This is a genomic window from Kitasatospora sp. NPDC088742 (assembly GCF_055584905.1).
This window is the reverse complement of sequence record NZ_JBVJLD010000007.1, coordinates 52,936-70,168: the sequence shown is the minus strand read 5'-3', so window position 1 is coordinate 70,168 and position 17,233 is coordinate 52,936. Positions and strand designations below refer to the sequence as shown.

Here is a 17,233-nt window from a genome sequence, read left to right as displayed (position 1 = left end):
GGCGGCCGTCAGGAGGCCGCGCCGCGGACGGGCAGGCGCTCCAGCACGGTGATGCCGAAGTGCTGCCTGGTCACCGGCGGCCCGTCCGGGTGGAGCTCCGGCCAGCGGGCGGTGAGGCGTTCCAGCACGACCTCGGACTCCAGCCGGGCCAGCTGCGCGCCGAGGCAGTAGTGCGCCCCGTGGCCGAAGGTGAGGTGCCGTCGGATCTCGCGGCCGTGGTCCAGCACGTCCGGCGCGGGGAAGACGGCCGGGTCGCGGTTGGCCACCCCGAGCATCAGCAGCACCAGGTCGCCCTCGGCGATCAGGTGGCCGGCCACCTCCACCGGGGCGGTGGCGATCCGGGCCACCTGCTGGACGGAGGTGTCGAAGCGGAGCAACTCGTCCACCACGGCGGCCGGTTCGCCACCGCGCAGGCCCACCCAGGCGCCGGTGTGCAGCGCGGCCCGGACGGCCTTGCCGATGAAGGTCGAGGTGGTCTCGAAACCGGCGTAGATCAGCAGACTGGCGGTGGCCCAGATGTCGGCGGCCTCGATCAGGCCCGCGCGCCGGGCCTCGTCCAGCAGCCGCAGCCCGGTGCCCTCCGGGACCTCCGAGCGCAGCGCCTCGTCCACCACCTCCGCGATCTCCCGGAGGGCGCGGTGGCCCCTGGTCCTGACCTCGGGCAGGTAGTCCGCGATCAGCAGCGCGGCGATGTCGGGCGCCCAGTCGTGCAGCCGGGGCGCGACCTCCTCGGGCAGGCCGAGGATCCGGCAGATCACCCGGCTGGAGAGCGGGACGGCCAGCTCGGCCATCACCTCCAGGCCGCACGTCCTCCCGGCCAGCAGCTCGTCGACCAGCTGCTCGACCGCGGGCCGCATCGCGGCGATCCGGTCGGCCGCGAAGAGCGGCGCGACGATCCGGCGGGCCGCCGCGTGCTCGGGGTCGTCGTTGAACATGAACCACCGGCGGACCACCTCGGCCGCCCGGCCCTCGCCCTCCCCCTCGCGGTGGAGCGTGGTGGTACCGCGCTGCGGCCAGGCCGCCGACAGGGCTCGGTGGCGCAGCAGGGCGGTGGTCTCGCGGAAGCCGGAGACGATCCAGACCTCCAGGTCCTCGTCCCAGCGGACCGGCTCCTCGCCGCGCAGCGGGAGGTAGTCGGCGCAGGGGTCGGACGTCGCGCGGTCCTGCTCGTGGCGGTAGGGGCAGCGCCCCGCCTGAGCCGCCGTCACCTGGCCGGCCGTCACTTGCCGCCCCCCGGGTGCCGGTCGACCCGGCGCAGCGGCGCGTGGTCGAGCTCGTCGAGGGTGCCGGGCGTCCCGTCGGCGGTGCGGACCAGGACGGCCTCCACGGCCGCCAGGTACGCCGCGGTGTCCTCGGGGGCGAGGTAGTCGCGGCTGGTGGTCAGCGAGAGGTGCAGCCCCGCGCCGGTCGCCGCGCGGAGGTTGAAGCCCGGGCTGGCCTGCCAGGCGGTCGGTGCCCACTCGATGCCGTCCAGGAGCGGCGAGCCGGGCTCGGGAGCCGTGGCGATCTCGCCCAGGAAGTTGAAGTAGCAGCCGAACAGCACCGGGTCGGGGTTCGGGTGGCCGGCCTCGGTCAGCCGCGCGCGGAGCTCGTCCATGTTGTAGCTGCCGTGCAGCAGCCGTTCGAGCCCGGCCCGGTAGGCCGAGCGCAGCACCTCGTCCGGGTGGGCCCCGGTGTCGGCCGCGACGGTCATCGGGGCGAGCTGGTTCATGCTGGAGACCAGGGTGTCCCAGCGCGGGTCGTTGCGGTTCCCGGCCACCAGGCCGAAGGTGACCCGCTGACGGCCCTTCAGGCGGAACAGCGCGATGGCCGAGGCGCCCAGCACGACGGCCTGGACGGAGATCCGCAGCCGCTCCGAGGTCCGCAGGGCGGCGGCCATGGCGGCCTCCGAGTAGAGGCTCGCCCGGACCCGGGGGCTGGTGTCCCCGGCCCTGCGGTCGTCCTCGACGAAGCCCTCCCAGGCCTTGAGCCAGTACTCGACGGTCCGGGCGCGCTGCCGCTCCTGCGCGCGCTGGGCCAGTGCGAGCTGGACCGGCTGGGGTGCCGGGCGCCCGTCCGGCGGGCCGCCGGCCAGCAGCGTGCCCAGCTCGGCCTCCAGCACCGCGCAGGCGGCGGCGTCGACGGCCAGGTGGTGCAGGACGCAGACCAGGTGGGTGGGCGTCCCGGCACGGGTGCCGATGACGGCCCGCCAGGAGTGCTCGGTCTCCACCCGGATCTCGCGGGTGGCCATCTCCTCGGCCAGCGCCTCGGCGGCCTCGGTGCCGGCCTCGGCGAGCTCCACCGAGTCGAGCCGGAACGGCCGGAAGGGCTGGACGGTCTGGAGCGGCTCGGCCGGGGTCCGGTCGTAGACCGTGCGCAGCGCCTCGTGCCGCTCGACCAGGGCCGCCCAGGCGGCGGTGGCCGCCTCGGCGGTGGTGCCGGCCGGGAGCGGGTACACGGCGGTGAGGTTGCCGTCGCTCTGCTCGTCCGGGGCGGACAGCTCCAGGTCACGGATGACCGAGAGCTGACCGAAGGTCACCGGTGCGGTGGTCGGGTTCAACGCGTCTCCCCCTCGGTGCAGGCCGCCGCGACGGCGGCCACCAGCTCGCGTTCGGCGGAGTGCAGGAAGAAGTGGTCCCCCTGGATCTCCTCGGTGCGGAACGGGCCGTCGGTGTACTCGGCCCAGGCCGCGACCGAGGCGCGGTCCGCCTCCTCGTCCTCGGAGCCGTGGAAGGCCACCACCGGGCAGCCGACGGTGCCGGGGGTGCCGGCGCCGTACTCGCCGAGGATCCGGTAGTCGGCGCGGATGACGGGGAGGTAGATCTCCATCAGCTCCTCGTTCTCCAGCAGCTCCGCCGGGGTGCCGCCCAACGCGGCCAGCCGCTCGGCGAGTTCGGCGTCGGAGAGCAGGTGGGTGTGCGCGTCGGCACCCAACAGCCGGGGGGCGCGGCAGGCCGAGACCAGCAAGGCGGCCGGCTCCGGGGCGCCCTCGGCGCGGAGCAGCTTGGCCAGCTCGAAGGCGAGCACGGCGCCGTAGCTGTGGCCGAACAGCACGTAGGGGACGGACGGGTCGACCTGGCGGCGCAAGTCGGCGAGCAGCGGCTCCAGCCGGTCGACCGGCTCCTCCACGCAGCGGGAGCCCCGGCCGGGCAGCTCCAGCGGTATCAGGGTGACGCCGTCCGGGAGGTTCGCGCGCCACGTGTCGTAGACCCGGGCCGAGCACCCGGCGTAGGGAATGCAGTAGAGGTTCAATTCGGCACCTTGGTACGGATGATGTGGTCGGTGAGCCCGGCGACGGTCGGGTTGCGGAAGATGTCCCGGATCGGCACCCGGACGCCGAGGCCGTCGGAGAGCCGCTTCTGGAGCACGGCCAGCAGGGCCGAATTGCCGCCCGCGTCGAAGAAGTTGAGGTCCTCGTCGGCCGGGTCGGCGGCGAGTACGTGCCGCCAGGCCTCGGCCACCAAGGCGCGGACGTCCCCGGGGGCGGCGGGGGCGGCCTCGGCAGGGGCGGTGGGGGCGGTGACGGGCCCGGCCAGGGCGGCCGCCAGGGCGTTCCGGTCCACCTTGCCGGTGGTGGTGCGGGGCAGCGCGGGCAGGGCGGTGATCCTGGCGGGCCGGTGGCTCGGGGGCAGCCGCTCCGCCAGCCAGTCCTGCAGTCCCTCGCCCTCGCGCCGCACCACGAAGGCCACCAGGGCGGCGAGTTCGGGCCGGTCGGGGTCCTGGACCAGCACGACGGCCTGCGAGACGTCCGGGTGCTCCTCCAGGACGGCCTCCACCTCGCCGAGCTCGATCCGGTGCCCGCGCAGCTTGACCTGGGTGTCCAGGCGGCCGAGGAACTCCAGCGCGCCGTCCGGTCCACGCCGGACCCGGTCCCCGGTGCGGTAGACCCGGCGGCGGCCGGCCGGGGTGTCGCCCTGCGGGAAGCGTTCGGCGGTCAGCTCCTCCCGGTCGAGGTAGCCGTGCGCCAACCCCGTGCCGTGCAACAGGAGTTCACCGCTGCCGTCGATCAGCAGGCCCACCCCGGCGAGCGGCTCCCCGAGGGTGATCCGCTCTGCGGAGGTGATCCGCGCCGCGGTGACCCAGATGGTGGCCTCGGTCGGGCCGTAGAGGTTCCAGAGTTCGGCGCCCGCCGGGAGCAGCTTGCGGGCCAGGCCCGGGGTGAGCTGCTCCCCGCCGGTCCACAGCCGGGTGCCGGGGGCTCCCGCCCAGCCGGAGGCGGTGAGCATCCGCCAGAAGCTCGGGGTGGCCTGGACCACGTCCGGCGCGGTCCGGGCGACCAGTTCGGCGAAGGCGAGCGGGTCGGCCCTGGTCTCCTCGGGGACGGTGGTGAAGGAGGCCCCGACGGTCAGCGGCAGGAGCAGCTCGGCCAGCGAGATGTCGAAGGAGAGCGCGGCCATCGCCAGAACGGTCTCGCCGGCCGCCAGGCCCGGCAGTTCGGCCAGGCCGGCGAGCCGGTCGGTCAGGGCCCGGTGGCCGACCATGACGCCCTTGGGCTGCCCGGTCGAGCCGGAGGTGTAGAGGACGTAGGCGATCCCGTCCAGTTCCGGCCGCCGCGGCGGCGTCGGCAGGCCGTCCCGCTCCAGCGCGAACTCGGCCTCGGCCACCTCGCGCAGCAGCAGGGCGGGGCGGGCGTCCGCCAGGACCCTGGCGGTCCTGGCCGGCGGGCTCTGCCGGTCGAGCGGCAGCACGGCGCAGCCCGCCGCGTTGGCGGCGAGGATGCCGACCGCTCCGCTGAGGCGCCCGGCGGCGTCGAGCGCCACCAGCGATCCCGGCCGGGCCTGCTCGGCGATCCGCGCGCCCAACTCCTCGGCCAGCGCCGCGATGTCGCGGTAGGTGTAGGTCCGGCCGGCCCGCGCGGCGACGGCCCCGGGCGTCCGGTCCGCCTGCGCCCGGACGGCGCTCCACACTGTCTCCACGCGAGCCCCCTCGTTTCGATTCACGTACTGGACTGGAAGGACGTACCGGTCAGTGGCCGACGGCCGGCAGCGCCCGGGAGACGCTCCGGAGCACGGCCTCCCGCTCGGAGTTGAGGAACAGGTGGCCGCCGGGGAAGACCTCCACCTCGGTCCGGCCGGTGGTCAGGGCGGCCCAGCCGTCCAGGTGCTCCACCGCGACCCTGGGGTCCGCGTCGCCGCCGAAGGCGGAGACCGGGCAGGCGAGCGGCTCGCCCGGCCGGTGGACGTAGCCGGCGAACAGCGAGAGGTCGGCCCGGAAGGTCGGCAGGATGAAGGTGACGAAGTCCGGGTTCTGCAGCAGCTCCTCGGGCGTGCCGTTGAGGCGGCGCAGCTCGTTGACCAACTCCTGGTCGGAGAGGTCGAGTTCGCTGAGCTTGCGGGACTCGTGGGCGGGCAGCGCCCGGCAGCCGGAGACCACCACCCGGACCGGCTCCAGGCCTTGCTCGCGCTGGAGCCGGCGGGCCAGCTCCCAGCCGACGATGGCGCCCATGCTGTGCCCGAAGAAGGCGAACGGCCGGTCCAGGTACGGGAGCAGGGCCGGGACGAGGGCGTCCAGCAGCTCGTCCAGGTCCGCGATCGGCTGGTCGAAGAAGCGGTCCTCACGGCCCGGCAGCTGCACCGCGTAGGCCTCCACCCCCTCCGGGAGTCCGGCGCCCCAGTCGCGGAAGACCGAGGCGCCGGCCCCGGCGTAGGGGAAGCAGAAGAGCCGGAGGGCGCCGGGCTCGGTCCGGCCGGGGATCGGCCGGACCCAGCTCTGGGCCGTCTGCGCGGGTGCCGAGTGCATGGGGTGGTGCTCCTACGGGTCGAGGGGGGAATCGGAGGGGTCGGCGCGGGCTCAGGCGCCGTGCCAGGACTTCCACAGCGCGGCGTAGCCGCCGCCGGCCGCCAACAGCTCGTCGTGGCTGCCCAGTTCGGCCACCCGGCCGCCGTCCATGACCGCGACCCGGTCCGCGTCGTGCGCGGTGTGCAGGCGGTGGGCGATGGCGATCACGGTGCGGCCCTCCAGCACGGCCGCCAGCGAGCGCTCGGTGTGCCGGGCGGTGGCCGGGTCGAGCAGCGAGGTCGCCTCGTCCAGGATCAGGGTGTGAGGGTCCGCCAGCACGACCCGGGCCAGGGCGAGTTGCTGGGCCTGCTGGGCGTCCAGGCGGTGCCCGCCGGCGCCGAGTTCGGTGTCCAGGCCGTCCGGCAGCTCGTCCGCCCAGTCGATGTGGACGGCCGCCAGCACCGCGTGCAGCTGCTGGTCGGTCGCGGCGGGCGCGGCGATCAGCAGGTTGTCCCGCAGGGTGCCGAGGAAGACGTGGTGCTCCTGGGTGACCAGCACGACGTGGCGGCGCAGCCGCGCCGGGTCGAGCTCGGTGACCGGCACCTGACCGACCGTCACCCGGCCGGTCCTGGGCGTCTCGGCCCCGGCCAGCAGCCGGCCCAGGGTGGACTTGCCGGCGCCCGAGGGGCCGACCACGGCGAGCCGCTCGCCCGGGCGGACGGTGAGGTCGACGCCGTGCAGGACGTCCCGCTCGCCCTGGTAGGCGTACCGGACGCCGACCACGTCGATCCGGTCGTCCACCGGCTGCGCGCCGGCGGTCACGACCGGGGCGTCCAGCCGGCCGACGCCCTCGATCCGGGCGAAGGAGGCGTTGCTGCGCTGGAGCTGGTCGAGCCAGAGCAGGACCTTGTCCAGCGGCTCGGAGAGCTTCCAGAAGTAGAGCGCGCAGGCCACCACCGCGCCGGTGCTGACCACGCCGGTGCCGCGCAGCGCGCCGCCGAGCAGCAGGATGCCGGCCACCGGGGCGATGTAGGAGAACTCGACCACCGGGAACAGCACGGTGCGCAGGTTGAGGGTGTGGGTGCGGGTCGCCCGGCAGCGCTCGACCGCCTCGGCGGTGGCGGCGATCCGGCGGTCCTGGAGGCCGAGCGCCTCGACGGTGCGGGCGCCGGCCGCGGTGGAGGTGAGGATCTCCGCCAGCGCGGAGTTGGCGGCGCCCTCGGCGAGGTAGCCGCTGTGGGCGCGGCGCAGGTACCAGCGGGTGGCGAACCAGATCCCGGTCAGGCAGAGCAGGCCGCACAGGCCCAGGAGGGGGTTGACCACCAGCATGGCGGCCAGGATCAGCAGGACCTGGACCAGCGCGACGGATACCTCGGGCCCGGCGTCGCGCAGGGTGGTGCCGACGGTGGCGACGTCGGAGGTGCCGCGGGTCAGCAGGTCACCGGTGCCGGCGCGTTCGACCACCGAGGCGGGCAGGGCGAGGGAGCGGTCGACGAAGCCCTCACGGATCCGGGCCAGGGTCCGCTCGCCGAAGCGGTGCGCGGCGTAGCGGGCGAACCGGCCGAGCAGCAGCTGGGCGAGGGCGAAGCAGAGGATGCCCAGGGCCAGCCGGTCGACGTGCCCGGCCCCGGCGCCGCCGCGGACGTCGTCGATGATCCGGCCGAGCAGCCAGGGGCCGCCCAGCCCGGCCGCCGCGGCCAGTCCGTTCAGGGTGAGCATCGCGGCCACCGCGCGGCCGTCCCGGCGCACCAGGCGCACGGCGGCCCGGCGGACCTCGGCGGGCTCGGCGATCGGGAGCCGCCCGATGGCGGTCTCGGTCTGGGCGGTCATCGGACGGCCTCCTCGGCGGGAGTGGACTCGGTGGAGGTCTCGTGGTCGCCGCGCGCCACCAGCGCGCGGTAGCCGGGCTCGGCGGCGAGCAGCTCCCGGTGCGGGCCCACCGCCGCCAGCCGGCCGTCGACCAGGTAGCAGACGGTGTCGGCCTGCTCCAGCAGGACCGGGGAGGTGGAGGTCAGGGCCGTGGTGCGCCCGGCCCGGGCGCGGCGCAGCCCGGCGGCCATGGCTGCCTCGGTGTGGGCGTCCACGGCCGAGGTGGGCTCGACCAGCAGCAGCACCTCCGGGTCGGCGAGCAGGGCGCGGACCATCCGCAGCCGCTGGCGCTGGCCGCCGGAGAGGTTGCTGCCCTGGGCCTGGACGGGGGTGTCGAGGCCCTCGGGCAGGGCCTGCACGATGTCCTCGGCGGCGGCGTCGCGCAGGGCCTGGGCGACGGCGGTGCCGGTGTGCTCGGAGCGGCCGCCGACCACGTCGCGCAGCGGGCCGGAGAAGAGGTCGGCCTCGTTGTCGGCCACCACGATCCGCTCGCGGACCTCGGCCAGCGCGACCTCGGCCAGCGGGAGGCCGCCCCAGGTCGCGGCGGAGGTGCGGTAGCGGCCGAGCCGGTCGACCACGGCCGCGGAATCGGCCGGGCGGGCGCTCGCGACGGCGGTGATCCGGCCGGGGGCGAGCTCCAAACCGGTGGTGGTGTCGTGCAGGGTTGACGGGCCGTCAGGGGCGGGCCGGACGGCCGCGGCGTCCTCGACGGCGGGGCGCAGGGCGAGCATCCGGACCACCCGGCCGGCGGCCACCAGGCCGCGGGTGAGGTCGTAGCCGCCCTCGATGAAGTTGGAGACGGGCACCACCAGGACGGCGACGTACCCGTAGACGGCGACCAGGGTGCCGATGGTGATGGTGCCGTCGGCGGCCATCCGGGCGGCCAGCCAGGTCACCAGGGCGAGGAAGAGGGCGGGCAGGCCGACCGAGAGCGCCTGGATCCAGCTGGTCACGGCGCCGACCCGGTAGCCCTCGGTGCGCAGGGCCTGCGAGCCGGTCAGGTAGCGGCCGGCCAGCAGCTCCTTGCCGCCGATGCCGTTGAGCACCCGCAGGCCGCCGACGAGATCGCCGAGCCGGCCGGTCAGCGCGCCCTGCCGCTCGCGGTAGCGGGACTCCGCGCCCTGGAGGCGCTCCAGCAGCGGCCCCACCACCACGGCGAGCAGCGGCACGCCGAGCAGGACCACCAGGGCGAGCGGCACCGAGACCGAGAGCAGCAGCGCGGCGGCCACCAGGTAGGCGACCACGGCGCCGACGCCCGGTCCGGTGATGGTCAGGGTCTGGCTGATCTGGGCGACGTCACCGGTCCCGATGCTGACCACCTCGCCGACCGAGACCTTGCGGGGCAGTTCGGCGCCGAGCCGGGTGGAGTGCGCGACCACGGCCTTGATGGTCCGGAAGGTGGCGTCCATCCGGACCCGCGTCATGGTGCGGTGGCGCATGATGCCGAGCCAGGCGTTGAGCAGCGCGGCGCCGACCAGGGCGGCCACCCAGCCGGCCAGTGCGCCGGTGCGGCCGGGCTGGAGCCCGTCGTCGATCGCCCGCTGCATCAGGTACGGCGGCAGCAGCAGGCAGACCATCCAGAGGGTGCCGAGCACCGCCCCGCCCGCCACCCGGCGGCGCTGGCTCATGGTCAGCCACCACAGGTAACGCGCGGCGCTCCGGTGATCCGGGGTCCCCGGATCGGCGTACGAATCCATCATGAGCGAAACCCTAACCGTCTTTCCTGGGCCATATCCAGAATTTTCTTCCACCTCCCCTCGATCTGTGGCTATAGTCACCACGGAGAAGGGAGGTGGTCATCATGAAGAAGCGGCTTCGCGGTATTTGCGCACGCTTCTGAGCAGCGACGATGCGGGGGGAAGTCCCTTCCCCCCGCATTCTGCTGCCGTCAGACGATCCTCTTCGGATTGTCCATGGAAATGTCGGCCAGAGAGCTCGCCGAGCCCTTCGAGAAAGCGATGATCCCGGCCTCGACCGAGGCTGCGAGAACTGCGGGGAGATTCCCCTCCAGATAATCGGTGCTCGCGCCGACGCCGATCAGCAGGCCCTTTCCGGTGGCCACCGCCAGGTGGAAGTCCGGACCGGACCGCTGGGTGGAGGAGCGCCACTCGATGCCGGTCCGCAGGGCGGACCCGGCGGCCGGCTCGGCGTCCACCTCGCCGAGGAAGTTGTAGTGCTTGGCGAAGGCGGTCGGGTCCTGCTCCGGACGGCCCGCCTCGCCGAGCGCCTCGCGCAGCGCGTCGACGTCGTAGCTGCCGTTCAGGTACGCCGTCATGCACTGGACGTAGCAGGCCCGCAGGTACTCCAGCGGGTCCGCCGTCTCGTCGACGGTGACGACGACCGGGGCGAACTGGTTGAGCGAGCTCACCAGTGGCACCCAGCGGGCGGTGAGCCGGTTGGCCGCCATCAGCGCGAAGGCGGCCCGGTCGGTCCCCTTGAGCCGGGACAGTGCCAGCGCGCCGGCCGCGAGGACCACCGACTGGACCGAGACCTTCAGCCGGTCGGAGAGCTCCTGGGCCGCGGCCAGCGCCTCGACGCTGTAGAGCGAGGCCCGGCGGCGCTCGCTGGCGTCAGCCGGATCCCGGTCCTCCGGGGCGAGTTGGCCCCAGGCCTCGGCCCAGTGCCGCACGCTCCGGGTGGCCGGCTCCCGCTGCTGGGCCAGCGCCAGCTCCAGCGGCTGCACCACCGGCCCGGGCGTTCCGCCGTCCAGCAGCAGGGCGAGCTGCTCCTCCAGCACCCGCAGCGCGCCGTTGTCGGCCGCCACGTGGTGGATCACGGTGACCAGGTGGAGCGCGTCGCCCTCGAAGGTGGTGACGAAGGCCCGCCAGGGCAGCTCGGTCTCGATGTCGATCGGCTCGGCGGCCGCCCCGGCGCCCAGCGCCAGCGCCGCCGCGAAGCTGTCCTCGGCCAGCTCCACCGCCGCCACCCGGGACGGGCGGTGGGGGTGGACCAGCTGGACCGGCACCGGGCCGCTGAGGTCGTAGGTGGTCCGCAGCGATTCGTGCGTCTGCACCAACTGGAGCCAGGCGTCCATGACTTGGGCCACCCCGACGCCGAACGGCAGCTCCCAGACGCTGACCAGGTTGGCCACCGCCCGGTGCTCGGGCCCGTGCGTCTCCAGCGAGCGCAGGACCGACAGCTGACCGTACGTCACCGCTCCCGACCGGAGCTCGCTCACAGCCGGGCCGCCCGGACGGCGAACTGGCCGAGCATGGTCTGCTGGATCTGGGTGGTGCCCTCGATGATCTCCATCACCTTGGCGTCGCGCAGGTGCCGCTGGACGGGGGCCTCGGCCCCGATGCCCTGGGCGCCGTGGATCTGCACCGCGTCGGCGGCCGCCTTCACCGCCACCGTCGAGGCCCGGTACTTGGCGATCAGGGTGTGGTTGACGGCCTCCATCTCGCCCCGCTCCTTGCTCACTCCCGCGTGGTGGCAGAGCAGCCGCGCGGTGATGGTGTCGGTGAGCATGTCGGCCAGCAGCCGCTGGACCAGCTGGTGGTTGCGGATCTCGGTGCCGTACTGGGTGCGGCGGCCGGCGTACTCGGTGGAGGCTTCCAGACAGGCCTGCGCCAGGCCGACCGATCCCCAGGCGGTGCTGTAGCGGCCCAGGTCGAGCGCGCTGGACGCGACGAAGGTGAGGCCGAGCCCGGGGCGGCCGACCAGGTTGGCGGCCGGGATGCGGACGCCGTCCAGGGTGATCCTGCCCAGCATGGAGCCGCGCAGGCCGAGCAGGCCCTCGATCGGCTCCACCGAGAAGCCGGGGGTGTCCCGCTCCACCAGGAACGCGGTGTGCTGGCCCTCGAACTTCGCGAACACCAGGAAAAGGTCCGCGAGTTGGGCGAAGCTGATCCACTTCTTGGTGCCGTTCAGGACGATCTCGCCGCCCTCGGCGGTCGCCGTCGTCCCGACCGCGGCGGCGTCGCTGCCGACCTCCGGCTCGGTCAGCGCGAAGGCGGCCAGCGTCCGGCCGGAGGTGATCCGGGGCAGCCACTGCTGCTTCTGCTCCTCCGTGCCCCACTTGAGGATGGAGTGGGCGACCATGTCGTCCACCGCCACGAAGTTGCGGATCGACTGGCAGCCGCGGCCCAACTCCTCGGTGAGCAGCCCGTATTCGATCCAGTCCATGCCGAGGCCGCCGAACTCCTTCGGCACCAGCGCGCCGAGGTGGCCCTGCGCGGCCAGCTCGGCGACCACCTCGCGGGTGATCGCCTGTTCGCGGTCGAAGCGGTCGGCCTGCGGCACCAGGGCGCGGTCGGCGAACGCGCGGAACTCGGCGTGGCGCCCGGCCTGCTGCGGGGTGAGGTGACTGAGTATCAACGGAATCCTTGCGAAGGTGAGGGCGGGCGCAACACTCCGGTGGGAGCGGCGGCATCCGGGCTCGGGAAGGGGCTCAGCCCGCGGTGGCGGCGGCGAGCAGCTGACCGGCGTCGGCGGCGGTGTACCGCTCACGGCCCGTCAGGTTGACCAGGACGACCTGGTCCGGGGTGATCCGGCCGGCCGCGGCCTCGTTGCGCAGCGCGGCGATCGTGGCGGCGGAGGAGTGGCAGACGTCCAGATCCTCCAGCTCGCGCAGCATCGCGCGGGCCTCGACGAGTTCGTCCTGGCGCACCGACACGATGGCGCCGCCGCTCTCGGCGGCGATCTCCCGCATGTACGGGTAGGTGGCCCGGCCGTCGCCGAGCAGGATGGCCCGGGCCAGACCGGTGGGGCGCTCGATCACGTCCGCCTCGGTCAGCTCGGCCCGGCCCTCGCTCCAGGCCTCGGCCATCGGAGCGCAGGTGTCCTGCTGGACCATCAGCAGGCGGGGCGAGGAGCTGAGCCGGCCGCAGGCCCGGTACTCGGCCACGCCCTTGCGCACGGCCATCATCCCCATGCCGCTGCTGATCGCCTGGACCACCACGTCGGGCTCTTCGTCCATCGCGTCGAAGGCTTCCAGATAGGTGAGCTTCAGGCCTTCGCGGCGGGCCCAGTTGAAGAACCCGCCCTCCCAGACCAGCCCGTTGCGGGCCGCGAACTCCTGGGCCGCCTCGGTGGCCCGGGCGTAGTTGCCGTCGACGACGGTGAGGGTCACCCGCTCGTCGGTCTCGATGTCGTGGTCGCCGGTGAAGTCACGGCCGCAGAAGAAGTGCGCGCGCATCGAGGGGTCGCGCCGGACCGCGCGGGCCAGGGCGGTGGAGCTGTTCCCGGTGCTGGAGGCGACGAACTCGCTGATCCCGAACTGCCGGAACACGGCGAGGACCACGGAGGCCAGCCGGTCCTTGGTGGTGCCGGTCGGCTGCTGGGACTCGTCCTTCACCCAGAGGCGGGGCAGACCGATGGCCGCTCCGAGGTGCGGGGCCGGACGGCAGGGGGTCTTCACGCTGACGTCGGCGTCGAGGTGGTGCCCGGACTCGACCGGGAGGAAGTCGAGGTAACTCAGCTCGGGCTGGTCACCCTCTCCCCTGGAGACGTTCTCGAGGTTCAGCACGGGGTCCAGCGCCCCGGTGCACCTCGGACATCGGAGCCGGAACTCCGGGTCGGACTGCCATCCGCAACTCACGCACGACAGACGGTACTTGGGTGGTGCATGAGTTTTTTCGCGGTGCTTGGTGAACGGCATTGCTGTGCTTCCCCTACGAAAGTTCCCGGAGACGGGTTGACTGTACATGGACGACCCGGCGACCCGTCAACGCCGGCGGCCCGGCGGCGGCGCTCAGGCCAGCGCCTCGAAGCGGCCGCCCATGAGGGCGCGCGAGACGAATCCGCCGGGGCCGGTCAGGGCCTCGCCGACGACGGTGGTGCGGTGGACGATCCGCTCCTCCTGGAACATCAGGCCGTCCACCGGGCCGGCGTGGGCCACCGAGCGGTTGTCCCACATGACCAGGGTGTCCTGGTCCCAGCGGACCCGGGCGTGGATCTCGTCGCGCCCGGCGAGCTCGTCGAGCAGGAAGTCCAACAGGGCCGCACTCTCACGGGCCTTGAGCCCGCGGATGGTCTGCAGGAACACGGTGCTGACGAGCAGACTGCGCCTGCCGGTCTCCGGATGGACCGTCACCAGCGGGTGGACGGCGGCGAACGGACCGGCCGACCGGCCGTCGAGGCGCGGTGGCGCCGACGGTGCATGCCGGGAGTGTATCGCCTGAAGCGTGTCCAGGTACCCCCGGAACGAGGGCGACAGGCCGTCGTAGAGTGCCTCCAGGTTGGCGAAGAGCGTGTCCCCGCCGGCCTGCGGGATCTCGACGCCCCGCAGGATGGTGATCGCGTTCGGGTTGACCACGAAGGTGCTGTCGACGTGCCACTCGGTGCGGATGCGCCGCGGCGCCGCCCCCTTCAGGGGGTGGCTGAGACCCGCCTCCGCCTCCGCGAGCGCCTTGCGCTCCTCCGAGAGCGCGGTGCGCAGCACCGCGGGCTCCTCGGGAAGGCCGTTGACGATCGGGTGGGCCGGAGTGGCTCCGCCGAAGGCGTTCGTCAGGGTTACGTGTTGGGCGTCGCTCATCGGCTGATTGCGGAAAACGAGGACCTTGTGATGCAGCAGGGCCTCACGAAGGCGGGCCACGACGGCCGGCGACAGATCCGCGACGAGATCCACGCCCTCCACCTCCGCGCCAGTGATTGGAGTGAGAGGCCGAAAGCTCATTTCTGACACCAGTACCCCCAGTACTGAGACTGTGCGGTGAAACTCGGGGCAGCGTACCCCAGGGTAGGTGCGAGTTGTCGACCCCCTACCTGGGGGAATTGCAACTCCACGGTAGTTCGTGACCAGATGTCCGTTTCACGCGTGAAGCACTGTGCATTTGCCCAGCTCGGCGCGGGATGAATCGGACATTACCACGCATAACACACTGATCCACCGAGGACTCTTGACGCTGCCCGGTCACACACCTAGGGTCGATTGACAGATAGACCTTGAAATAGAACAGAGACCTGGGTACACGAAATGTCGAACGACCTTATGTCGGTGATTTCCGAAGTATTCGCCCCCCTTGAGGTCTCGAAGGACAGCACTTTCGACGCCCTCGGAGCCACCTCGGTTTCGCTTCTCCGGCTGATGGTCTCGATCCAGAGCTCGTTCGACGTCGATCTGGATGTCGTCGACATGTTCACCGTGGAGAACGTCGGTGACTTGGTGCAGCTCGTGGACGAGCGGATCGCCGCTTCCAAGTAGTCCCGCAGGGCCCGGCCGTCAGGTCCGGATGAGGGGGCCGCAGTCCGTCCCCGCCGCTTCCGCCCAGCCGTCTCCACCCAGCCGTTCCCACCCCGCCGCCCCGCGCGGGGCATCCTGCCGCACCTGATGTCGCCGGTGCGCGCCGGGGCCCGTCCTGACTGCTCGTCACGGACCCTCGGGCCCCGAAGAACCAGCAAGCCACTGCACAACCGCCGAATGGGGACCCCGTGACCGCGCACCCTGATGCGAAGTACTTCCTGTCGAGCTACCTCTCTCCGCCCGGCGACCTGTCCGTCATCGCCCCGCGCCACGACCAGAACATCGCGCTCTGGCGCAGCCTCGACTCCCGGGTCGAGCTGCTCAGGGTCTGGGAGGTCGAGCGCTTCAGCGGCCAGAAGCACCACTACTGGCCGATGTTCACCGTGGACCGCTTCACCAAGGTGCTGGGCGAGCTGCTCGCCGCCGAGGGGCTGTCGCCGGAGGACGTGAGCGTGTCCTGGGGGACGCCCGGTCTGCCGAACCACGCGGACCTCCGACTCCCGTCCGGCGCCGAGGAGTTCCCGGTGCACAGCCTGGCCCACCTCTACAGCGGGCTGCTGCTGGACTCGGAGGTCTTCCGCACCGGGACCATCGTCGGCCTGGCCCTGGACGGCCGGCCCGACTTCGGCCTCGACACGGCCGGCAAGAAGTACTGGTACACCGGCTGCGTCTCCACCGCGGGCGAGGTCGAGTTCTCCGCCGTCGAGTCTCCGGCACCGATCTACGACGCCGCGTCGACCGAGTTCGGCAAGGAGCCCGGCACCCTGATGGCGCTGGCCGAAGCCTGCCCCACCGCGATCGTCTTCGACACCGAGGCCGCGGTCAGCGGGCTCGAACTCTTCGGCGGCCGGCGGATTCCGCTGGTCGACACGCTCCCGTTCGTCCGCGCGGTGATCGAGGCGGCCGAGGCCCAGCTCCCCGGCCTGGAGCTGGACGGACGCTTCACCGAGCAGGAGAACCTGCAGTCCGCGGTCATGAAGGTCGTCCAGCAGGCCTGCGAACTGGTCATGGTGCGCAACGTCGACCGGCTGCTCGCCTCGGCCGGGGTCGACCCGACCCAGGCCCACCTCTCGCTGAGCGGCGGCTTCGCCCTCAACTGCCCGACCAACTCCTTCCTGCTGCGCCGCTACGGCTTCAAGGGCCTGCTCACCCCGCCGAGCGCCAACGACTCGGGGCAGTCCCTCGGCATCGGCCTGCTCGGCCTGCTCGGCGAGGGCCTGCTGCCGGCCGGCGGCTTCCGGCTGGAGTCCGCCTACCACGGCTCCGAACTCACCGACGTGGAGCAGGCGTTGGAGCACTTCGCCGACTTCGTCGAGGACGTCCGGGAGTTCAGCGAGGCGCAGTTCGTCGAGGACCTCTCGGCCGGGCCGCTGGTCTGGGCCGACGGCGCGGCCGAGATCGGCCCGCGCGCGCTGGGCCACCGCAGCATCCTGGCGGACCCGCGCTCGCCCCGCTCCAAGGACGTGCTGAACGTCTGGAAGAGCCGGCAGTGGTGGCGCCCGGTCGCCCCGATCGTGCTGGAGGAGCACAGCGGCGAATGGTTCGAGGACCCGTGGCCCTCGCCCTACATGCTGGAGACCACCTCCGTGGTGGAGTCCAAGCGCGAGCTGGTGCCCGCCATCCTGCACCTCGACGACTCGGCCCGCCGCCAGACCCTGAACGCCGCGACAAACCCGCTGCTGTACCGGGCGATCGACGCCTTCCGGGCGGCCACCGGCGTGCCGATCGTCTGCAACACCTCGCTGAACGACAAGGGCGAGCCGGTGGTCGACACCGCCGCCCAGGCCCTCAACTTCGCCATCCGCAAGGGCGCTTCGGTGGCCTACCTGGCCGGCCGCCGGGTCCAGCTGCGCACGGAGCCCGCCAACGGCGCCGCGGTGCCCACGCACCGTCACCCCCGCCGCGAGGAGCTGTTCGCCGGCCAGGAGCCCGACCGCGACGCGATCTGGAACTCGCTGGCGGAGGAGGGGTACAGCACCGCCGCCCTGGTCCTGATGTCCCGCTCCCCCGAGCTGCGCGACCGCTCGCTGGCCACGCCCGCCATGGTCAACCAGCTGGCCGAGGTCGGCGCCGCCCGCGACGCCAGCGGCACCCTGGCGCTCGCCGCCGCCAAGCACGCCCGGATGTTCGGGCCCGAGGCCTCCTACGACACCGAGTCCCAGGAGGGCGCGGCCTTCTGAGCCGCCCTCACCCCTCGTGTGCCGGGGCGTGGTCCGCCCCGCGCGGGCCCGTCCCGGCCTACGAGACGTTCGTCACTTCGCACACCGCCGAATTCCACGGTCCGCCCTGGTCAGAAGGGTGTCGAAGGCCATAGGATCGCAACTGCGGGGCCCTGGAACGGACTTCCGGACCACCCTCCGGCCGCCGAAGTACCGAGCCGAAGTACCGATACGCCGTCAGTCGGCCCCGGTCCGGCGCCTCCCGGCACGCGCCCCGCCCTCTCTCGCCACCCGCCACCGCCGCAGGACCGCACCCCTGGTGCCG

General features: G+C 73.2%; 13 protein-coding genes. 2 read left to right on the top strand and 11 right to left on the bottom strand.

Annotated elements, in window-relative coordinates; translation table 11 throughout:
• Nucleotides 1-8 precede the first annotated feature (8 nt).
• The 11 genes from ACZ6ZR_RS08875 to ACZ6ZR_RS08825 all read right to left on the bottom strand — a co-directional run bounded on the left by ACZ6ZR_RS08875 (nt 9) and on the right by ACZ6ZR_RS08825 (nt 14,182).
• Entirely contained in the window at nt 9-1,223 is a 1,215-nt protein-coding gene (locus ACZ6ZR_RS08875; RefSeq protein WP_465640862.1) for a cytochrome P450, read from the bottom strand.
• Nucleotides 1,220-2,539, bottom strand: coding sequence for a condensation domain-containing protein (locus ACZ6ZR_RS08870; RefSeq protein WP_465640860.1), 1,320 nt, complete (start codon nt 2,537-2,539; stop codon nt 1,220-1,222). Before ACZ6ZR_RS08870 ends, ACZ6ZR_RS08875 begins: the two co-directional genes overlap by 4 nt.
• The gene (locus ACZ6ZR_RS08865; RefSeq protein WP_465640858.1) at nt 2,536-3,231 is read right to left on the bottom strand and encodes a thioesterase II family protein; all 696 of its coding nucleotides are present in this window, start codon (nt 3,229-3,231) and stop codon (nt 2,536-2,538) included. Before ACZ6ZR_RS08865 ends, ACZ6ZR_RS08870 begins: the two co-directional genes overlap by 4 nt.
• Complete coding sequence (locus ACZ6ZR_RS08860) at nt 3,228-4,895, bottom strand: non-ribosomal peptide synthetase (RefSeq protein ID WP_465640857.1); 1,668 nt, start codon at nt 4,893-4,895, stop codon at nt 3,228-3,230. The genes ACZ6ZR_RS08865 and ACZ6ZR_RS08860 overlap by 4 nt, the downstream gene beginning before the upstream one ends.
• Before the next feature lie 49 nt (nt 4,896-4,944).
• The gene (locus ACZ6ZR_RS08855) at nt 4,945-5,718 is read right to left on the bottom strand and encodes a thioesterase II family protein (RefSeq protein WP_465640855.1); all 774 of its coding nucleotides are present in this window, start codon (nt 5,716-5,718) and stop codon (nt 4,945-4,947) included.
• A gap of 51 nt (nt 5,719-5,769) precedes the next feature.
• Complete coding sequence (locus tag ACZ6ZR_RS08850; RefSeq protein WP_465640853.1) at nt 5,770-7,527, bottom strand: ABC transporter ATP-binding protein; 1,758 nt, start codon at nt 7,525-7,527, stop codon at nt 5,770-5,772.
• Nucleotides 7,524-9,266, bottom strand: a complete 1,743-nt coding sequence (locus ACZ6ZR_RS08845) for an ABC transporter transmembrane domain-containing protein (RefSeq protein WP_465640851.1) — start codon at nt 9,264-9,266, stop codon at nt 7,524-7,526. Before ACZ6ZR_RS08845 ends, ACZ6ZR_RS08850 begins: the two co-directional genes overlap by 4 nt.
• A gap of 188 nt (nt 9,267-9,454) precedes the next feature.
• Nucleotides 9,455-10,720: a condensation domain-containing protein gene (locus tag ACZ6ZR_RS08840; protein WP_465640849.1), complete on the bottom strand. Its 1,266-nt coding sequence runs from the start codon at nt 10,718-10,720 to the stop codon at nt 9,455-9,457.
• Between the two features lie 20 nt (nt 10,721-10,740).
• The gene (locus ACZ6ZR_RS08835) at nt 10,741-11,883 is read right to left on the bottom strand and encodes an acyl-CoA dehydrogenase family protein (protein WP_465640847.1); all 1,143 of its coding nucleotides are present in this window, start codon (nt 11,881-11,883) and stop codon (nt 10,741-10,743) included.
• A 73-nt stretch (nt 11,884-11,956) separates the two neighbouring features.
• Nucleotides 11,957-13,033 (bottom strand): threonine synthase, encoded by a 1,077-nt coding sequence (locus tag ACZ6ZR_RS08830; protein ID WP_465640845.1) that lies wholly within the window; start codon nt 13,031-13,033, stop codon nt 11,957-11,959.
• Nucleotides 13,034-13,258: 225 nt separating this feature from the next.
• The gene (locus ACZ6ZR_RS08825) at nt 13,259-14,182 is read right to left on the bottom strand and encodes a TauD/TfdA dioxygenase family protein (protein WP_465640843.1); all 924 of its coding nucleotides are present in this window, start codon (nt 14,180-14,182) and stop codon (nt 13,259-13,261) included.
• Nucleotides 14,183-14,482: 300 nt separating this feature from the next.
• Here ACZ6ZR_RS08825 and ACZ6ZR_RS08820 point away from each other — a divergent pair, with 300 nt between their 5' ends.
• Nucleotides 14,483-14,710 (top strand): acyl carrier protein, encoded by a 228-nt coding sequence (locus ACZ6ZR_RS08820; protein WP_465640841.1) that lies wholly within the window; start codon nt 14,483-14,485, stop codon nt 14,708-14,710.
• Between the two features lie 227 nt (nt 14,711-14,937).
• Nucleotides 14,938-16,929, top strand: a complete 1,992-nt coding sequence (locus ACZ6ZR_RS08815; protein WP_465640839.1) for a carbamoyltransferase C-terminal domain-containing protein — start codon at nt 14,938-14,940, stop codon at nt 16,927-16,929.
• Nucleotides 16,930-17,233: the final 304 nt, after the last annotated feature.

Excerpts from the sequence above, each read along its gene's own strand:
- ACZ6ZR_RS08825 (WP_465640843.1), bottom strand. The coding sequence starts at position 14,182 with ATGAGCTTTCGGCCTCTCACTCCAATCACTGGCGCGGAGGTGGAGGGC.
- ACZ6ZR_RS08850 (WP_465640853.1), bottom strand. The coding sequence starts at position 7,527 with ATGACCGCCCAGACCGAGACCGCCATCGGGCGGCTCCCGATCGCCGAG.
- ACZ6ZR_RS08845 (WP_465640851.1), bottom strand. The coding sequence starts at position 9,266 with ATGATGGATTCGTACGCCGATCCGGGGACCCCGGATCACCGGAGCGCC.
- ACZ6ZR_RS08855 (WP_465640855.1), bottom strand. The coding sequence starts at position 5,718 with ATGCACTCGGCACCCGCGCAGACGGCCCAGAGCTGGGTCCGGCCGATC.
- ACZ6ZR_RS08820 (WP_465640841.1), top strand. The coding sequence starts at position 14,483 with ATGTCGAACGACCTTATGTCGGTGATTTCCGAAGTATTCGCCCCCCTT.